Origin of the sequence: Citrobacter sp. RHBSTW-00671 (assembly GCF_014103415.1) — a bacterium.
Lineage (GTDB): Bacteria > Pseudomonadota > Gammaproteobacteria > Enterobacterales > Enterobacteriaceae > Citrobacter.
In genome coordinates this window covers 198530-216688 of record NZ_JABXPR010000002.1, presented here as the reverse complement: position 1 = coordinate 216688, position 18159 = coordinate 198530, and the positions used below count along the sequence as shown (strand labels likewise).

Sequence of the window (18159 nt, the reverse complement as noted above, 5' to 3'; positions counted from 1 at the left end):
CACCGCTATTGCTGAGTGTTGATGGTCTGGGGGATCTTGAGCCCCGTAGGGTAGCTATAAAGGGCTGAGGCATTGAGCACAAGATACCCCGCCTCTGACAGTTTCTCAGCGCGGGCTAATACCAGCCTTGACTGGGCTTCACCTAACGGTTGACCTTTATCGTCCATAAAGTTGATGACTGCAACATAGTCATAGGGCGAGGCTGGTGGGAATAACCGCCCAAAAAGGGCGGCTCCGATGAAACCAAAAAGCAGCGCAATTGCAGCGGTTTTAATCATGCGGCTAACCCCCGCTCAACCAGAATTTCGTTGATAGCCTCTTCGGTATTGATCCCCCGGGACTTTCTGTCTTTGATCGCGGCAACGTCTTTCGGGTCAGTCGAATAGAGAAGTAAGCTGAATGGGTCAACCACAAGTCTGCAAATACCCTGGCCCGCTTTAGAAATGACAAAGATTTCTGAGTAGACACCTTTCGTGGAACGAACGGTTTTAAGGAACCGGTAACCAGCCTCGTCCAGCGCCAGACGTTTATTTGCTTCAGCTTCGTTCACTGCGGATTCACTTTGCCCCAGCAAGAGCATAAAGGCTGAGTTATCTGCGATCGATTTCCCGATACTATCTTTGTAAATATCGTTGATAGACTGGGTGATGGTAATTGCAGCTCCGTTATATTTACGGAACCGGCGATAACCTTTCTCGATGAACGCCCCGATATTTCCTGATAACAATGCCCAGGCCTCATCGATAATGACCAGCTTCATCTGGCTACGGTCGCCCATGAACATGTCCTGCTGGATTTGATAAATCAGCTGAAGGAGGACAACCTGTTTAAGGTGTTCTGAACTTTCCAGTCGGGAAAGTTCAAGTACAGTGAACGGATTTTTGAAGTCGATATTGTTCTTACCAACAAAGTACTTCCCGTACTGGCCCGCACTCGTGAACGGATAGAGCTGATGGCCAATACGTTTAATGTCTTTATCTTCATCTTTCAGCAGTGAATCAGCAACCATATCAACGGTGGTCAGCTTCTTGTGTACACGGACAAGATCAGCTACATGTTGTTTAAGTCGAGACTCTTCGAATGAATTCAGACCTTCTTTAGGAGCTGCCATCACCGATAACAATCCGATGATCAGATCTTCTTCACCGCCACTGGAGTCATCATCTTCAGACTCACCGAAATAGTCTTCGATCAGTTCGAAGAAGTTAAGACATGGCCTGGTTTTGGGATTGAAGTCGAGATAATCGCCCTGGTAGGTCTCACAGATATTTTTGTACGAGTCACCTACATCAATACACCAGACTTTAGCCCCGAGGCTTCTGTAGGCGGTGATAATGTAGTTTGTCAGGAATGACTTACCCGACCCCGACTCAGCTGCGATACAGGCGTTATAGTTAGTATCAGAATCAAACAAGTCCAGTGATTGGATCTGGCCAGAGCGCGATGTCAGCATTAAGGCGGGTTTGTCTGTACCTTGCCAATCTGCATAGAGAGGTGAAAGTACCATCGCTTCACTGAGTGCCATTGTTCGATATCGGCCAATGGACTTTTCTGCTGATGCTTCGTTAAACATTGGCAGAGCTGACAGGAAAATTGGCGCAACATAGTAGGTATCTGGGATCATCTTAAACTGATAGGTGTTCAGATAACTTGCAGCTTCCTGAGCAGCGCGTAACACGCCATCTTTTGAGTTAGAGAAGATTGATACCGTAAATTTGGCTTTGCAAATTGGGTCGTTGTTATCAACTTTTTCGCTAAGAAGATCGAAGCCCTCACGCAAGTTTATGAGTGATGGAACCCACTTAATTAATGGGCCACTGGTTTGCTGAACAACCCAGTTACGTTTCGAGGTGAATTTAGTTTTTTCACTTTGCTGATCAAAGAAAATCAGGCTCATTGAGATGATGCAGGATGATTTAATTCCAGTAACACCACTCATCATATCGCCGAGAAAGTATTGCGCTTGCCCGGGAAAGAATCTTTTCGGGAATTTTCGCGCACTCAATGTTTTCACAAACGTTGTCGGTGTAGGTGCTTCTCCACGAAGCTCGGAATCTGTCGGATCACCAAAACCGCAATAGTCTTTCTTAATGAAAAACATGCGATCGTGGTCGACTAACTGTTCTGAAATGTACTTGTCTTCTTGTGGCTGTACCGGCGTCCGGTCTCTCCAGGAGGCGCTTTCACCCTGGTTGCAAATGGAGCTCAGAACATCGATGTAACTTTCACGCGTCAATGCACCGGGACACAAACCAGTGATGCTCAGCGTCGTTTCGAACACATTCCGCAGCTCGTTAACGTGATTGAATTCTTCTTCACGCATTTCATAGTTATATTTGATCGGAATTTTTACTGTAATGAGAAGCACACAATTTCGGACGCGAGTCCCGGTTCGCTTCATCGGCGTTTCGGTGCTTTTCAAAAGGAATTTAGAGCGGTTATAAATTGCGTTACGCAGGATTGCGTCCCGGCAATCCATACGCAATACGTCCATCCGGTTAATTTTCTGTACGATGTTTGGGCTTGCAACCAGGTCAAACTGAACGATAGTTTTGGCGGGGAAGTTGGAAGACAGCAACGTTTGAAGGTTAGTCATCTCCTTGCCGGTTGTCCCGCTTAAGGGACGACAAACAAATCCGAAACCAACATATTTGTTGTCGCACATAAACAAATGATTGGATTCGTCATATGCACGTACAGGACACAAGTCAGAAAAACGCTTCAGGTTTTTGAGTCGCTGAAAAATTAAAGATTCACTCATAATGCCTCCAGGATTCCCAAGAAAGTGTTACTTGTTCTCGATAAAGTTTTTGAGGCCTTGTTTTGGTGAGCCGAGTACGTAGGAGCCGTCATCACGCACAATGAAAGGGATCATGCTGACACCTAGTATCTGAGCCGTAACTTCACGTCGAGCCAGAGCCTGCATATCGCAGTTCTTTACCTGGTCGAATTTCTGAGTGGAATTTCCGCTGATAATTGCGCGGTCTGCGCGGTAGCGGTCGGATGCACAATACAATTCAATATTTCGCTGCTGGCTTGCCGGGCCCAGAGCTCCGAGCGACAGAACGCTAACGGTGAATTCTTTCGGGTCGAGGTCAGCAAGTGCTGAAAGTGGGGCTGCACAGGCTTCACAACCAGGTGCGGTAAATATCATGACCTTTTTAGGCCCATCGCCCCATACGGCTGGGCGCAAGTCCGCGATATTTAGGTTCAGCTCTTTCATCGGAATGATGCTGGCGTTCTTGGTTATTTCGCTCATGGTGGTCAGAGGCTTTTTAGCCCATGTGTCATAGAGCGTTCCCTGTATAACGAAGCGGCCATTAGAAGACAGCAAATTAACTTTCCCATCAATCTCTAGTGCGATGATGCCGTTAGTAGGGACGACAAAACGTTTTACTTCCTGCGAATTCTGAGGAATGTTCTTGAACGCTTTTTCATTGAAAATCGTATCGATATTCCCGGTGTTTGTTTTTACTGTATCGGCGAATACAGAAGCTGATGCAGAAAGTGCCACCAAAAGTGCCGCAGTCGCGACATGTTTGATAAAGTTCATAGTAACCGCTCCAAATGAGAGAGGTTTCATTTTCACATATTGATTTATTTTGCCGCAGGGAAAAGGGCTGCAAACTGTCCCCAAAAAAAGGAAGTGATGAAATGTTAATATCGGTTTTAATTACTCAATTAGTCCAAATAAAAAGCCACAAAAAAGTGGCTTTTTATTTATGCTTTATTATTACTGGAAGCCAACCGCAAATCCTGCACCAGCTCCAACACCACCGGCTGTATCAGCCGACATGCTAAAGCGGACGTTTACTTTTTCATTGATAGCGTAATTCGCTCCTCCCGAAATTGCCCCCTGGTCTCGGTACGCGCCCATCGCCATGCCAAAACCCGACACGTTATTGAGGAAGGGAATTGAAGCGATAGCAATTGCGCTTGCTGAGCCTGCTTTTGCTCTTTTATCATTACGGTCAACCGTCTTTTTAAGGTCAGAGAACTTCTGGTTTGTGTAGCTATTAGCTGAAGCCAAGGTCTGTCGGTCACCATCAATCCGTGACTGGCGCTCAGTATCGACAAGGAAATCAGTCCTTGAGTTGATGACAGATTCACGGGCATCCGTATGACTGTTTGCACTTACAAGAGTTTGAGCATCGCCAGCAACTCGGGATGCGCTTTCAGTTGCAATTAGACTGTCGGTACGAGCGTTGATCGACACTTCACGCTCGTCGGTATAAGTATTAGTATCCGTGGCAGTCTGGCTATTGTCGTTACTGCTACCAGACCCTGTACCACTTCCTGTCCCGCTGCCGTCCGTACCGTTATTGTTATTTCCGCCTGTAGTAGGTGGCGTTGTGTTAGAGCCAGAGCCAATGGATGAAAGGTACGAACTGATGGCACTATCAGTGTACGCCTGAAGTGAACTAACGGAATTCATGAGCTGACCATAGTTCACCGCATCATACCGGCTGGAACCATCAGCAACATTAGTCAGTGTTCTTTGTACCGTAGCTGAACCAAACGATACGGTATCAGCACTATTGGAGAATGAACCGTTCCCAATGGAAATACCTCCATTTGAAGCAGAAGCATAATTACCAATAACAATTGCGTTATCATCGGATACAGTATTGTAGTTGCCAAGCACGATCGATTCGTCGGAATCAATGGTATTAATTGTGCCGATTGTGATGTTGCCAAATTTAAAAACAGCAGAGGGGTCATTAATCGGTGCAGCTGTAATATTGTTTAAGGAACCGATAGTCAAAGCGTAGGAACCACCACTCACCGTATTGAATGTACCCATTATAGAACCAGCGTAATTAGTAGCAGTGTTTCTGGAACCAAGAATTGCTCCCATACCTACCATATCCAGTTCGTTATAAGAGCCTATTACTTGCAATGCACTTCCTGAAACGTTATTGCTATAACCCATAACGGCAAGGTTTTGTCCTAGAACTTTATTGTCACTCCCAACCAGATTCAAATCAAAAAGACCAGTGCCAGTATTATTATTCCCGTAAACATTGAAACTATTGGCGTAGTCATTCCAGAATTGGCTTGGGTCGTAACTAAATGATAAGTCATTATTGCTTCCGGTAATAATATAGTTTGTTAACGAAGTAATTGTGTTGTTATTCCCTGAAACACTTGAGTTGCCGAGTGGTGATTTACAGTTTGATGGGGTTGCACAGGGTGTTAGCCCTGAAATGTTATTGCCATCACCATTTACAGTAACTTCGTCAATTTGGGTGCTATCGATTGAGTTATCTGCCACGGCTACAGCACAATGAAGTGCCAGAACAATAGCAATATATAATGACTTTTGTTTCATGTGCTTACCTTTTCAGTGATGGGTATTAAAAAGACGACCAAGGAATACAGCACATGAAAAAAGTAGTACCGGTATACCGGTACTACTGGACAATTATTTAATGTAACTCCCTTTCTGAGGAGGTTGTGATGTCTCACCCTGGGATTGTGCTGGAGCAGCGGCAACCGGTGCAGACATTGGTCTGATAACAGCAGTTGATGTGGCACTATTTCTTGCACCGACTTCCCAACGACGCGGCTCAATCTCGGTATAGACGTAGCCAGGGACGTTAAGGTCTCCATCTGCGGTCTCATAGGGGTCAACCAGCACCCGCATGACGATAGATTGCGTTCGGATGGGTTGAGGATCAGCAGCAGTAGCAGGCACAGGGACGTATCGACCACCATCGGCAGTATTCCGTCCACCGTTCCCGGCTGTAGTGCGCAGCCGCTTAACCTCCACAGGCTTTCCCGAAAGTTGGTTTTCAGATGCGGTGTCAATCTGCTCCTGGTAATCATCTCCATCGGTCAGGGCATACACATCTCGGACATTCATACATGTGACCGAATTGGGCATTCCCTTGCATCCATATTCATCGTTCTGGCCCAGTAGTGAGCAACCCGACATCGCAAAACCGGCACTAACTAAAAACAATGCCGATACAATTTTCTTCGTCATCATTTCTTGCCCCCAACGGTTTGAGTTTTTGAAGTAACACGTGTGAATTTCAGCATGACCCCTTTTTGCACAATAAAATCAACACTACGGCCTGGATCAATTTCAATTACAGGGAAAAGGTCACCGGCCATTTGCATATAGAAATCGGCAAGACGATTCAATGCGCCACCTACGCCAGAAACTGCTGCGCCCTGGAGTGCGTCAGAGCTCATAACCTGCTGGTAAGGAGTAGCGTCACTACTATCTCCATCGCGTTTAATACTGATTGTCGGAATACTCTGTACGTTAAAGAGCTGAGATGCAGCCTGTAGGAAGCCAGCGGTCAGGGCTCGTGCCAGGTATTGCCCTTGTTTGGTAACCAGTCGACCACGAACACCTGATTTACCATCTTCACCAACAGCGTAGGCTACGAGTGGGGCTTCAAAAACTGCACCGTCATCCCGAATGCACGTTATGACTTCCGATCTGAAATAAGCTCTTTCGGAGGACAAATCACCGAACCCAGCTGCAAGCATTCCGCATTCACGTATATCTGCACGGAAACGGTTTGGGAGAATTGCATCCTTTTTCACCCTGGCCAGCGCCGGATAAGGGTCTTTTCGTGCATCACGAGATGTTGGTGCATCCATCCCCGCAATCAAAACAGTACTTATGATCGACGTTGCAGGAAGGTAGGTCTGGTTCTCGGGGTTATCATCTTCGTCAGCAACGGGTGCGGCTTCAATATCTTCCTGTACAGTGATGATTTCAGGAGTTGCCTGGCTTGGTACTGCTTTGCCATCCTTCCCTTTCTGCTGACGCTGGTTTGCTGCGGGTTCCGGTACGACAGGGGGGGCCGCATCTTCGTATACGCGCTGTAATGTTTTCCCGTTATTGAAACTTCCTGAGTTTCTTGGCGCAACTGAAGGGGCAGATATCTCTTCAGGTTTATACAGAGTAGGGACGTTACGTTGGCCGTTTCCAGCCAGTGGTGTCGCTCCGCGAGACTGTTGTGAGTAAGGCACAGGGTTAGAGACGGTATCAACGCGTTTCTTAATAGCTGCAACCTCAGCGCCTGATTTTTTCTGGTTGTTCTCCAGATTGCTAAGACGCTGAGCTGTCTGATCAGCACCATATTTCTCGGTTAACGTTTTAATCAGTTGACCTTGCTCTTTAATGGTCTTGTCGAGTGCGCGAATTCGCGCCGCAATAGCATTCTGGCTAACTCCATTGGTATCACCATCGGTAAGGACGCTGGCAATCACTTTTTCTTGTGGCGCTCGATTTCGGGGGCCAGCTGAGTCGGGTATAACCAAGAGCAAAAAAAGAACGGCGAAAGTAAATACGCCAGCCCATAAAACCCATTTTTTATGCTTTGCTGAAATTGAGGCCCATTTCTCTTTTAAGGGGATAAGCATGATTTTACTCCGCGAGTTTAGGGCGCATGGAATCGTTAGCTTGTTCGTTTGGCTGGATGTTGCGGATAACGAAGTAAGCTTCAGTTCGCTGGCCAGGCTGGAGAGTGTTGCGACTCCATAGTGCTCTTGCTGCAAGCTGAGGATGGGTGCAGAGTGATTCATCAACCATTACTGTTGATGAACCAGTGTTTTGTGCAACGCCGATGATGACACTGAATTGACTACCCTGAAGATACTGGCCATTTGCAAAGGAGTAGCGAATCTGATCCTGGTCAGTACCCGTGCGGAAATTACAGTTCGGGATACCAACTCCTGAAGAGAGATTTCCCAGAGAGTATCCGGGTGGAATGTCCCCAAGCGCGATGGTTCGCATTATGTTGCGAATCGTCTCGATGTAATTATCTTTCTGTTCCCATCGCCTGGCTTTGACTTCGCTTCCACCATAGTTGTTATATGCCGCAGGCATAACACCAGAAGTACTCGTGTTGTTCAGCTTTCGTGAAAGCATGAGAGTGGCTTGCACCGGTGCAATTTTCTGAGGTACTAACGACACGGAGATCGCTACACTTTCGTCACCTTTCTCACTGATATAGAGACTTGCCGGGTTACTGTCTGAGGTGGAAACGTAGAGAGCGTTATCTTTTACATTTACAGTTACACCCTCCTGTTTAACTTTCTGCACTACAGGGTGTTCAAACGGTGTAACAAGCCGGTTGATCTGGTTAATCGAAATCGGTACGAGGGTGTTCACGCCAGGCGCAACGATATATTCCAGCCGAGAAGGAATGACTTCTTTTGTGAGTGGAACGGGACTGGCAATTGCAGCAGGTACTGGTTGAATATTACGGCCATCAATAGCTGGTTCACTCCCGCCATTGATAGAGTTACTTGCTGGTGGTGTATAGTTGTCAGGATATGGGCGTGTTTCTGTGCTGAGCATTGCCTGAGTTGAGGATGCTGGTCGAGAGGCGAGTTTTGCAGTGACTTTGGGTTGCGACTGCGCATCAGGCTGCTCAAATACCATGCCTTGATCAACAGACATTTCGCCCGCCGTTACGCTATGGGTCGCTAATGTGGACGACGCGGTAAGCAACAGGATAATTATGCGTTTACTATTCAACATTTAGCCCCCCGATAAGTGGCAACACTACGTTCATTTTTAAATTGGCTATTACCAATCAGAAAATTCATTTCGGCACATCCGTTTTGTTTACTGATTGCTGATTTATTAATCTCTCGCTTAAAGATTTATATCTCGGTTAAATCAACTAACGAAATTCTGTCAGGAAGTTCGAGCTGCCGAAGATTTCTGCCTTTGACCTTTGTGTTTATCTTCTTCACTTGGCAGCAACGGTTTGCCACTCTTTATCTCAATGAACGTAATAATGGGCCGGTAGCCTTTTACGTTAACAGTAATCTCGTAATAGACTGGCGTGGTCGATGGTTTGCCGGTGATACCTTCGAGAGTTTGGTTACCGGTGACATAAAAAGTACCAACTGCTAACGGGTCGGTGATAACCCCGACCGGATTAAAAGAAAGCGAGATTCGGTCGCGCTTAATTTGGTCAATCTGGTCGTCCATTGCTTTCATAACTTTTGTGTAAATTGAAGCGTCAAGAAACGGGCCGATAGAATTCTTGAGTAGATCTAAAGTGGCTGGGTTAGCATTTCCAAAACTGTCGGCTATATATAACGCCCATGCCTTCATATAAGAGCTGCTGGCGGCTTTTTCATCCAGCCAGGCTGTTTCTGTAAGGTTTGGCGGAATAATAGTGATGGGTTGTGTTTTGGCTAACAGAGCATAACCAAGTACAAGGTTTGCCAGAATCATTGAGGCAGAGATTAACTTGAAACTTTTGTTTTCTAACTGAAGTCCAACTAACCCTTTTTTGAAATTATGGATATTCATACAATAAACTCCCGGTCGAAGGATTCAGGTACAAAAGTGCCACCACCGAATGTGACTCCGAATTTCCAGTAACAGAGGTGCATAAAATATTTCTCAGAAGCTCGCGCCAGAAAACCGCCATAAACACGTGAAACTACAACACCCAGAATTATCATCGGTAATAATCGTCCAGTGATAATCCCAACCGCGAGAGCAACGAAAAATGGCATGGCTTCATCAATCGACCAAAAAAATAACTTTGGTGGTTCGTCAATCGAGTGAGAAATATAAACAGGTTCCATGATGACCTCTCATATGAATTTTTTCAGATTTATTGACGACAAAATGCGCCTATTTCTGACCAGAGCCTGCAAGCTGAGCCATCATTTGCATAAGGCCTGCTCCATCTACTGCGCCCTGAACAATGGCTGACTTATCACCGTAGACAACAATGTTTGTAGGGGTCTTTTGGATACCAAGCTGACCTGCTTCACGAACGTCGTCGGCTATCTTGCTGGACGGCCTGGCCGCATTGATACATTCAAGTAAGCGGTTCGGGTCTAAACCAGTTTCGCGGGCGATTTGGTCTAGCGGTGCGCTAAGACCGTGCCCGTCAGATTGGCTGTAGCGGAATAACGCTTTAGATAACTGGAAGAAAGATGGATTTCCTCCCTGCTCAACAGCACACTCCGCTGCTAAAGCTTCAGTACGGGAAGCCTGCCCGTGAACAGGAACATGTTTGAAAACCATCGCAATATTCCCTTGTGATGAATCCACGAGATCCATAACGATTGGGAAATGTTGTTTGCAGTACTGACATTCAAAATCGGAATACTCAATGATATAGAACTGAGCATCCGGGTTCCCATAAATACGTTCGTTGTCCGTAGAAGGCGCATAGGCGGTATCGGGTTTGTTTCCAGTCCGGTAACCGACATTGGATTGTTTCTGCGATTCAGGTTTTAGGCCCGCTGCATTAATGTATTTTGCAAATGCGTCCAGTAGTTCGCTTTTGTTGTTTACTACGGGCTTGTGAGTCTCAGCAACGATCGCTAGGTCATTAAGAAGTTGGGACTGTCTATCGATTTGGTAAGTAAAAAATGCAGCCGTGCTTACCATAACCATGAGCGGAATTCCAAATATAAGAGAGTTCAAAATGTTCTTTTTCATTTGTAGCCTCTTGATTGCTGCAATTGTTCCGGCGTATAGATTTCGTTTGGCTTTTGGACTTTGACCTGAGACGCCTCAGCAGCTTTTTGCTTTTTAAGATAGGGCAGTATGATTTCAGCCATGTCTTTGTTCAGGACATCCCGTGACTGAGGGTAAGTTGATGCCGTGATCTTCTGATTGAGGATACGGATTTTTTCTGGGACATCAGAAATTAGCAAATAGCTAATCATCCCTACGGTAAACGTCAGGCAGAGCAGGGCAGAAAGAATAAATGGTTTCGAATTAGTCATGCATCACCTCGCACAGCTAATTTAACAAACATGAAATATTGAGGAAAAAGAAAAGCACCGCAAATTGAGGTGCTTTTCTTAAGGTTAAATACGTTTTGGTAGGTTTGAAATAAGTAGAGATGAACCAATAGGAATCATTACTATCATTATGAGTGCCCCGATCATTGGAGGCACAGGTAACGGTATAAAAAGCGACAGGAGAACGCTATATACACCCCAGCCAATCAATACCATGCTACGACGGTTAAGAAACGGACTGGCATATCCAAAGTTATATCTTTTTGCCATCCACCGCATTACCCCTGCAAACAGAGACGGGATGATGACCACGGCCATGTACGGTAACCAATACATATCAAGTGTTAAACGATACATAATCATGTAGAGCCAATAATTCAGGTTCTCGGCAATGTTCTGGAAAAGCCCAACAAAGTATTTCAGTGGCCCGCCGTGGTTGGCCATGTCGCTGGGAGGAAGCTGGTAAAAATCCTTTAACGCCTTATCAATCCCCGTATTTACAAATGCTTCAGTATAATTGTCGCGAGCCTTTTGCAATACCATGACGAAATCTTTTTCGCCTATCATTTTATGACCCCATGCGATTTCTTTCAGAGCATTAGACTTAAAATACTCAACCGGAAAGAAGACAGAGATAAAAAGGAGAATCGTCGAACTCCAGATGATCAGTGTCTTTATCGTCTTAGGCCACTTTTCCTCATTCAACTTATCAGACATTCGATATCCCCAATCTTCGCCTTCCTCCCAGCCTGGATAATCAGTTCGTTGGTTAGCTTTCTCGGGAGATTTATCCGTGAAGTAATTTCACAGAAATTCAACGTGTGTTGAAGTTCCCGGCAAACGAACAAGCCAAGCTCAATGATATAGATCGCAAGCCGCTCCCAGTCATTCAGCTCCTGCTCGTTGTCCTGATGATAAGCTTTGATAGCGGAGCTCACTGCTGCACCAACGCGTTCATCAGGAGTAAGGGTTTTCAGTAGAGCTAACATTTGCCCAGTGATGCCATCAACACATGGCCAGATCATGGTCAAACCGTCATATGAGGCTTGATCATCTTTACGCTTTAATAGAGTTTTGGTTTTAATCATATTTACCCCTCGGCGCTGATACGTGATTTTTCACCACGAACCTTTTGTTGACGTTCGTAGATTGAAAGGTACTTTTTAGCGATAGTTCGGACATCGCTTAACTCGGACTCATTCCTCGGCATTAATATGACGGGGACTTTACCTTTTACTATTTTATTAGCCTGATTTATGGCCATGCATTCGAGGTTGGGTAACCAACCTAGCAGTTGAGATTGAAATAACTCGCCTTCTTCCTCCATCAATCGTTCCCCGACACTGCCGGTGATTTGTTCAGGATCTGCACCTGCGCTGGAGCCATGACCACGCATAATATATTTGAACTTTGTCGGTGGTACTCGTTTCATGACTGCTTCCTGGGCATCAGGATCTGGTGTGCGTAGCGCCGTAAAGTGGTTCGTATTGGTTATAACCTGCTTCATTTTGGCTTCTGAACCGAGACGGGCTTCGAAGTCGGAAGTCGATTGCGACGAAATAAATAAGCGGAACCCAGCACCACGGGTTTTATTCAACATTTTAATAACTTGGTCATTAATAACTTCAGCTGCTTCATCGATTAACACCATTACAGAAGCCAAGTCCTGACCACCAGGTTTTAAAAAATTGTACACAGTCGAGCTAACAGATGTTATATCAGACAGGAAAATAGAACCGACCGCAGATCCAGTCTCAGCATCTGCAAGGGAATTTAACCCCAAATACAACATTCCCCCGGTAGTGATGATATCCTGAATATTCGAAATTGGACGAGTATCATTCAGTTCATCTTCATCAGCACTGTCAGGGGATAACAACTCTGACATAAACCCTTGAGTTAGTTGACTAAGAATTGGCATCACGTTCAGAATCATTTTCTGGAAGTGTTCGCGCTGATGACCGAACATATCAATACCGGCTTCAATTGAAGTATCGCCTTTCCCTTTATTACCTTTAATGTCATTTCGGTAAATGTCTGCACATATTTCTGCTATTTCTTTTGGGCCTTTAATTTTAGACGAGTAACGGTCAATTTTCGCCTGTAAAATAATGTCGAAATCGGACTCTCCTAAAGTCTTGTGGCCGAATTTAGTGATGGCCATAATCAATAGAGATGCTAATGAAGAGATGTCAGCACTCAGTTGTGATTTAATATTGCGTAAAGTCGGTTTGATTTCACAGATTTTCATCAGCTCAACAACCGTAGTTAATGACATAATACCAAATGAAACAAACGGATTGCTCGTACTATCAGCACGTTGAATAACCGATGTAATTCTGTTAGCTACCTCGCCAGCCTGAGTGTAGTTAGTAATTGGAGATATTCGAGCTGATTTTTCAGGATGCGCCAATGAAACGTAATTATATTTCGTTGAGCGATCCACCAATTCCAGACAGAACTTCATCCATTCAGCCAGTTCTTCATCATTTTTGGGGTCAATGAGGATTAGTGGTTGTTTTTTTAGTGCGGCTTGAAGAATAAGTAGTTTAAAATATGTTGTTTTGCCTGAGCCGGTTGTGCCAGTTATAAGCGTATGCAACGATAAAAGTTCTTCAGAAATTCCGATCCATTCGTTTTTTTTACCTAGCGCATGAATCCAGCCGAGGCCCATAAAATTTTTGGATGGTTTGGCTACAAATTTCTTTATGTCACGCTTTATCAACTCAGATGCCAGTTGACCCTCATTCTGGCCCCACTCAAAGCCTCTGCAAATAAGATAGCTGTCAGGCTCACGAATCATCTGTTCGATAAATGATTTCATGTCCATTACGAGTGGTTTTGGTTTTCGCTTCAGGCGGCGTTTGTGCGTATAAATATCCCATGCTGCCGGGAGACTACGAATACCATAAGCAGCCTGGACTGCAACTGAGAGGTAACAGGGTAGAGATGGCATGTTAAACAGTGTATTAACCCCGATAGTTGCGGCTATACCTGCTGTCCAACCAAGAGTCTCAAGGCCTTCAAAATTTGTGCGCCAACGTAAGTTATATTTCCACTCACTCATCTTTATCCACCATTTGATTATGCATTCGTTCACTATTAGGAAGAATGTAGTCAACACCGGTCTTTGAATAGAAATCAAAGTGCATCAGCATAATCTTCTGCAATTGAGTAATATCAATGCCGAGTTCATCCGCAATACGTCGCTTTAAGGCAACGCTTACGGCAATGACAGGCTCTCCAGAATAGGTTCGCTTCAGCATACCTTTTGAAATCATTTCATTGCATAAATCTGTAATGTTGTAATCTTTATCAGAAACATCAGTTAAAGCAGAGTAAAGCAGATCGTTAAACTTCCCATCCATCAGCAAGTCGATATCATTATTAAGTTCTTTTCTGAGATATAAGCACTTCTGAGTACGATGGAAATAATACTGGGCTGGGGCTTCCATAAACCTTTGCCATAACCAGTTGGAGTCCTGAAGCAGAGCATAATTACGCTCATCAAAATCTTTATCAATAGCAATGATTAAGTGGCCTGATTCAATGAAAAGATCGTCTGAGTGGTCGGTAACATATTTAACGAGAAATTCTTTGGCCGCTTCAAGACCAGATACGTATAGCTGACTAAATTTATCGTAAAATTTTACGTTAGCCGGTATGTTGGCCGAAGTATCCGCATGAGCCGAGTAACCAAAATCGTTATCAGCTTTCACGTCATCCTGCCACATGGAATCATAATCTTCGTAAATTGAATAATCATCAATTACCTCACCAGACTGAATGCCGGTATCGACAGCATCCTGGTGCAGCTGAATTTCCTTTAATGCCTGACGGGTAGGTGAGGGCTGGGTCTGATCCAATGCATCGCTTGAAGTTGGTTCGTTGCTATTATACGAGTTGATGATTGAATGAAACTCAAGGGTTTCGTTCAGAGTTTTATGGTTTGGTTCTTTTATAAGTGAACTGGGTACAGAGAACTCAATCTCTGTTTGTGCCGATGCCAGGGTTTCTTTGAGGGAAAGACGGCGCTTGGGTTCATTATTCTCCGACACTGGCTTTGGTTGATTATCTTTGAGCCCTTTTGATTCCCCGCTGCCCGCCAGCTCAGTTGTTGGTGAATTAGTGTCATCCAGACAATCTTTTTGATTTTTGGTACTGGTATTTCTTTCCTTTACACGATTGTAGTCCTCATCAGAAAGCAGATTGAGCTTATGCAGCAGTTCGTGGGCGTTTTCCGGCGTAACCTGTCGGTTTCCAAAAATACTCTCCAGTGGAGATTCCTGTTCATCAGCAATGATTGTTCCGCCCTGTAAAACTGAGCGGTCGACCTCATTCGGTATTCCGGTTGACGGAACCGGCTTCTGACCAATGTAGGGTTCGCTTTCGACGAGTTTTGGCTGGTTTGGCCTCCCGGTCAGGTATTCCACCCATTTACCTTCAATACGGATGCGGCTGCTGCATGGTAGAGGGTCAACAGTATCGACAAATAGTACTTCTGGAGATATCAGAAGGATGCAGCTCAACGCAACTTTAGGGTCTTTGCTTTCTCTTGAACTTTTATCATTCAAGATATGAGGGGCAATACGCCAGTATGCAGTGTCATCGTCCTGGTGAACGTTTGGTCGACAGAGATGATAACTTAGCATCAGGTCAGCCAGACTATTCTGGGTTTGTGGAATAACAGCGCCGGAGTTCCTAACGGTCTCAATAATATCCTTGACCGCAACACCCCAGACGATGAATACGCCATAGGTAGTCACCCATACAGGGCTTCCTGGCTTGTTGGGAATCCAATCTCCTTTTTTCAATCTATGGCGCATGGCATCAACTACACGCTGAACCGCAGGTACACCTGACTGGCTTGCACGAATCGCATCACCGGCGTATTGCCGCATATCATAGTTAACGGATGCTGAGTCGGCGGCCTTAATGGTAGTGAGGATCTTGTTTTTGACGTCCTGACCACTGATTTTTTCTGCATTGAGCTGCGCACTGGCATTCAGTGCCCGGGTCAATTCATTGAAAATATCATTCCCGCCGTTAAGAAGGTAAACATGCATTTCTTTTGGCATGATCATCAACAACATATTGCTCGTGCTGGAGGTATGCTGGCGGTGACGGCCTGGTTTCCATACAAGATAGTATCTTTTTACATTGTTCTCTTTTGCCCAGACATGGATTGGTTCATGGCCTGGAGGCCAGTGAATTTTCCCGTCTTCGTTCCATACTTCAAAATCGGTAAATGGTTTCCCGAGGTCATGAAGTAGCCCACCAGCTGCGACTGCAAGTCGCCATGCTAATGCACGATTTGATTTATGTACGGGAACCGCCATTGAATCAAACTCGATGTTTTTAGAACGCCGGATACACTGGAAACACACTTCCAATGAATGACGCAACAATCCGGTTGCAGCACGGTGATGATGGTTTTCGGATGCCGGGAAGAGGTGAACAAAGTTAGCGAAATTTATCAGCATAGGAAGAATAAGCTGATTAAACTCAGAGTCCCTAATATCCAGTTCTCGTTTAATCGCCATCACAAGTGGTTTCTGGTAATGACGTAATACGTACTCACCCGGTACTTGAGCCGGGAATCCGATTTCGCTTGCCGGATAGCGCATATTATCTCGTGATGAAATGAGTTTCCCGATTTCTTCATCTACTGACATATCGATTTCGTCACCGAATAGATCAGTGGTAGCCTTTTTGTTATCAGGCAAAAAAGTATTCAGAATATTTTTAATGTGTCTCAGCATTAAAAGATTTCTCCGGTTAAGTACCTTGTAAGTTAACCGATTGAGAAAAAAATCGTGCTGGAAAATGACGACGTTTTGTCTTCATAAAACATAACGTCAAGGGTGAGAAATTAAGATAATGACGTTGCTATCCAATTGGAGACTAAGCAATGAAATTGGCGAATAAAATTGTTTTGCCCCTGCTGGTGGTTATTACCGGCGTAATCACCAGCGGTTGCAGTGGGACAGGTAAGCCACAACGTACTTACCTCGACGAAACGCGCAATCTCCCCGCCAGGGCCGAGTACCCCTACCAGTATCAGTACTCCGAATCCTGGCGTGGTACAGAACGCGGTGGCGCGGCTATACGTTACCCTGGGTATGAGCATACGCTCGTGAGTCCGTATGCCATCAATGATCCATCCGGGAAGCGATATGTGGCACATGACAATTACACCCAGGTCTTGCTCACTTCAGTGGCAAACACAAAGTATGCCAATGGGCCGCGTGGCACGTTCACACAGACCCCAGCATTTTGCGGGGAAAATACCTTTCTCCTTCCTAATAACACACAGAACGCCAGTAGGGCTGAATACCTCCGTATCAAAGATAAATACTGCTCAACACCTGGCTATCGGTTAAGTGCCCACGAATTAAATGTGCTTTCCAGTGGTGAACCGGAAGAGCTGCGGAAATATCGAATTCAGATGCAGATCGATAACCAACAACCTAAGTCCTAATCCATCAAAATGCGAGGGTACAATGGATAAGCAAAGAAATGAAAAGTGCAGTTCTGGAAATAAAACAATTTTTGCCTGGGCCGGGGGAATCGTTGTTGTAATCGGAATGGTTTGGTTGATGGTAATTAGTTTTATCTCGTACAAAACCCAGGTGATGACCAATCAACTGCTGGATAAAATTAGTACATCGCTGGCCAAGAACCCCGCAGTTCAACAGGGAGTGAACGGAAATATTCAGGACGAAGTAAAGGGTGCTCTTAAGTCTATCGCCGACCAAAAGCTCGCGGAAGAACGAAAGGCACTCTATAAAGGCTGGGACAAAGCAAATAAAAATACTGATGGCCGTTATATCTATGGCGAGCCTGGCGCTCGGTTTTCGTTGATCAACTATGAAGATCTGGAGTGTCCATTCTGCAAACGCTTCAAAGAAACGCCGAAGTATATCGTTGATACCGCGACAGCCGGGGCTGTTAACTGGGAATGGCGTCATTACCCTATGTCATTCCATGAGCCGGTCGCATCGAAGGGCGCAGCTGTTGCTGAGTGTATTGCGGAGCAGAAAGGGCCGAGTGCTTTCTGGGCCGTTACTGATTATTGGTTTAACCATACTGAAACAAACGGTAAAGGTTTTAAGGATGCGGACAGCATCCCAGCACTGTTTGAGGTAGACCAGGCGAAATTTGATACCTGTATGGGCAGTACTGAAGTGATTAAGCGCATTAAGCAGGATATGGAGGCCGGTTCAGCTGCCGGTGTTGATGGTACACCAACCACGATTGTGCGTGATAATGTCACCGGTAAAGAAGTCTCTGTTGTAGGCGCACAGCCCTTCTCAAAATTCGTTGAAGTGATCCAGTCTATGGTTGTCGATTCTCAGAGAGACACATCAGGCGAAGCCTCACCAGCTCAACAAGATAAATAGAAAT

General features: G+C 45.2%; 17 protein-coding genes. 2 read left to right on the top strand and 15 right to left on the bottom strand.

Annotated features, from left to right (window positions below):
• Positions 1-5: 5 nt before the first annotated feature.
• The 15 genes from HV261_RS24345 to mobH all read right to left on the bottom strand — a co-directional run bounded on the left by HV261_RS24345 (position 6) and on the right by mobH (position 16514).
• On the bottom strand, positions 6-278 hold the full coding sequence (locus HV261_RS24345; protein WP_007372231.1) for a hypothetical protein: 273 nt from the start codon (positions 276-278) through the stop codon (positions 6-8).
• Positions 275-2761, bottom strand: a complete 2487-nt coding sequence (gene traC / locus HV261_RS24340) for a type IV secretion system protein TraC (RefSeq protein ID WP_007372230.1) — start codon at positions 2759-2761, stop codon at positions 275-277. Before traC ends, HV261_RS24345 begins: the two co-directional genes overlap by 4 nt.
• A 27-nt stretch (positions 2762-2788) precedes the next feature.
• Positions 2789-3553, bottom strand: coding sequence for a DsbC family protein (locus HV261_RS24335; RefSeq protein ID WP_007372229.1), 765 nt, complete (start codon positions 3551-3553; stop codon positions 2789-2791).
• Between the two features lie 180 nt (positions 3554-3733).
• Positions 3734-5332 carry a YadA-like family protein gene (locus tag HV261_RS24330; protein WP_007372228.1) on the bottom strand — a complete coding sequence of 533 codons (1599 nt, stop codon included), beginning with the start codon at positions 5330-5332 and terminating at the stop codon, positions 3734-3736.
• Positions 5333-5425: 93 nt separating this feature from the next.
• The gene (gene traV, locus HV261_RS24325; RefSeq protein WP_016241587.1) at positions 5426-5992 is read right to left on the bottom strand and encodes a type IV conjugative transfer system lipoprotein TraV; all 567 of its coding nucleotides are present in this window, start codon (positions 5990-5992) and stop codon (positions 5426-5428) included.
• Positions 5989-7386 (bottom strand): TraB/VirB10 family protein, encoded by a 1398-nt coding sequence (locus tag HV261_RS24320; protein ID WP_007372227.1) that lies wholly within the window; start codon positions 7384-7386, stop codon positions 5989-5991. Before HV261_RS24320 ends, traV begins: the two co-directional genes overlap by 4 nt.
• A 4-nt stretch (positions 7387-7390) precedes the next feature.
• Positions 7391-8509, bottom strand: coding sequence for a type-F conjugative transfer system secretin TraK (locus HV261_RS24315; protein ID WP_016241588.1), 1119 nt, complete (start codon positions 8507-8509; stop codon positions 7391-7393).
• A 159-nt stretch (positions 8510-8668) separates the two neighbouring features.
• Positions 8669-9295: a TraE/TraK family type IV conjugative transfer system protein gene (locus HV261_RS24310; RefSeq protein WP_007372225.1), complete on the bottom strand. Its 627-nt coding sequence runs from the start codon at positions 9293-9295 to the stop codon at positions 8669-8671.
• Entirely contained in the window at positions 9292-9576 is a 285-nt protein-coding gene (gene traL, locus HV261_RS24305) for a type IV conjugative transfer system protein TraL (RefSeq protein ID WP_007372224.1), read from the bottom strand. The genes HV261_RS24310 and traL overlap by 4 nt, the downstream gene beginning before the upstream one ends.
• A gap of 49 nt (positions 9577-9625) precedes the next feature.
• Complete coding sequence (locus tag HV261_RS24300; RefSeq protein ID WP_007372223.1) at positions 9626-10444, bottom strand: DsbA family protein; 819 nt, start codon at positions 10442-10444, stop codon at positions 9626-9628.
• On the bottom strand, positions 10441-10734 hold the full coding sequence (locus tag HV261_RS24295) for a hypothetical protein (RefSeq protein ID WP_007372222.1): 294 nt from the start codon (positions 10732-10734) through the stop codon (positions 10441-10443). Before HV261_RS24295 ends, HV261_RS24300 begins: the two co-directional genes overlap by 4 nt.
• 84 nt (positions 10735-10818) lie before the next feature.
• Positions 10819-11469 (bottom strand): IncC plasmid conjugative DNA transfer DtrJ family protein, encoded by a 651-nt coding sequence (locus tag HV261_RS24290; RefSeq protein WP_007372221.1) that lies wholly within the window; start codon positions 11467-11469, stop codon positions 10819-10821.
• Complete coding sequence (locus tag HV261_RS24285) at positions 11454-11840, bottom strand: hypothetical protein (protein ID WP_009654243.1); 387 nt, start codon at positions 11838-11840, stop codon at positions 11454-11456. The genes HV261_RS24290 and HV261_RS24285 overlap by 16 nt, the downstream gene beginning before the upstream one ends.
• Before the next feature lie 2 nt (positions 11841-11842).
• Entirely contained in the window at positions 11843-13819 is a 1977-nt protein-coding gene (gene traD, locus HV261_RS24280; protein ID WP_048242093.1) for a conjugative transfer system coupling protein TraD, read from the bottom strand.
• Entirely contained in the window at positions 13812-16514 is a 2703-nt protein-coding gene (gene mobH / locus HV261_RS24275) for a MobH family relaxase (protein ID WP_007372219.1), read from the bottom strand. Before mobH ends, traD begins: the two co-directional genes overlap by 8 nt.
• A 149-nt stretch (positions 16515-16663) precedes the next feature.
• Between mobH and HV261_RS24270 the strand changes: the two genes are divergently transcribed.
• Complete coding sequence (locus HV261_RS24270) at positions 16664-17233, top strand: hypothetical protein (protein ID WP_016241589.1); 570 nt, start codon at positions 16664-16666, stop codon at positions 17231-17233.
• A 22-nt stretch (positions 17234-17255) separates the two neighbouring features.
• A complete protein-coding gene (locus HV261_RS24265) occupies positions 17256-18155 on the top strand; it encodes a DsbA family protein (protein WP_016241590.1) in 900 nt (299 codons plus the stop codon).
• Positions 18156-18159: the final 4 nt, after the last annotated feature.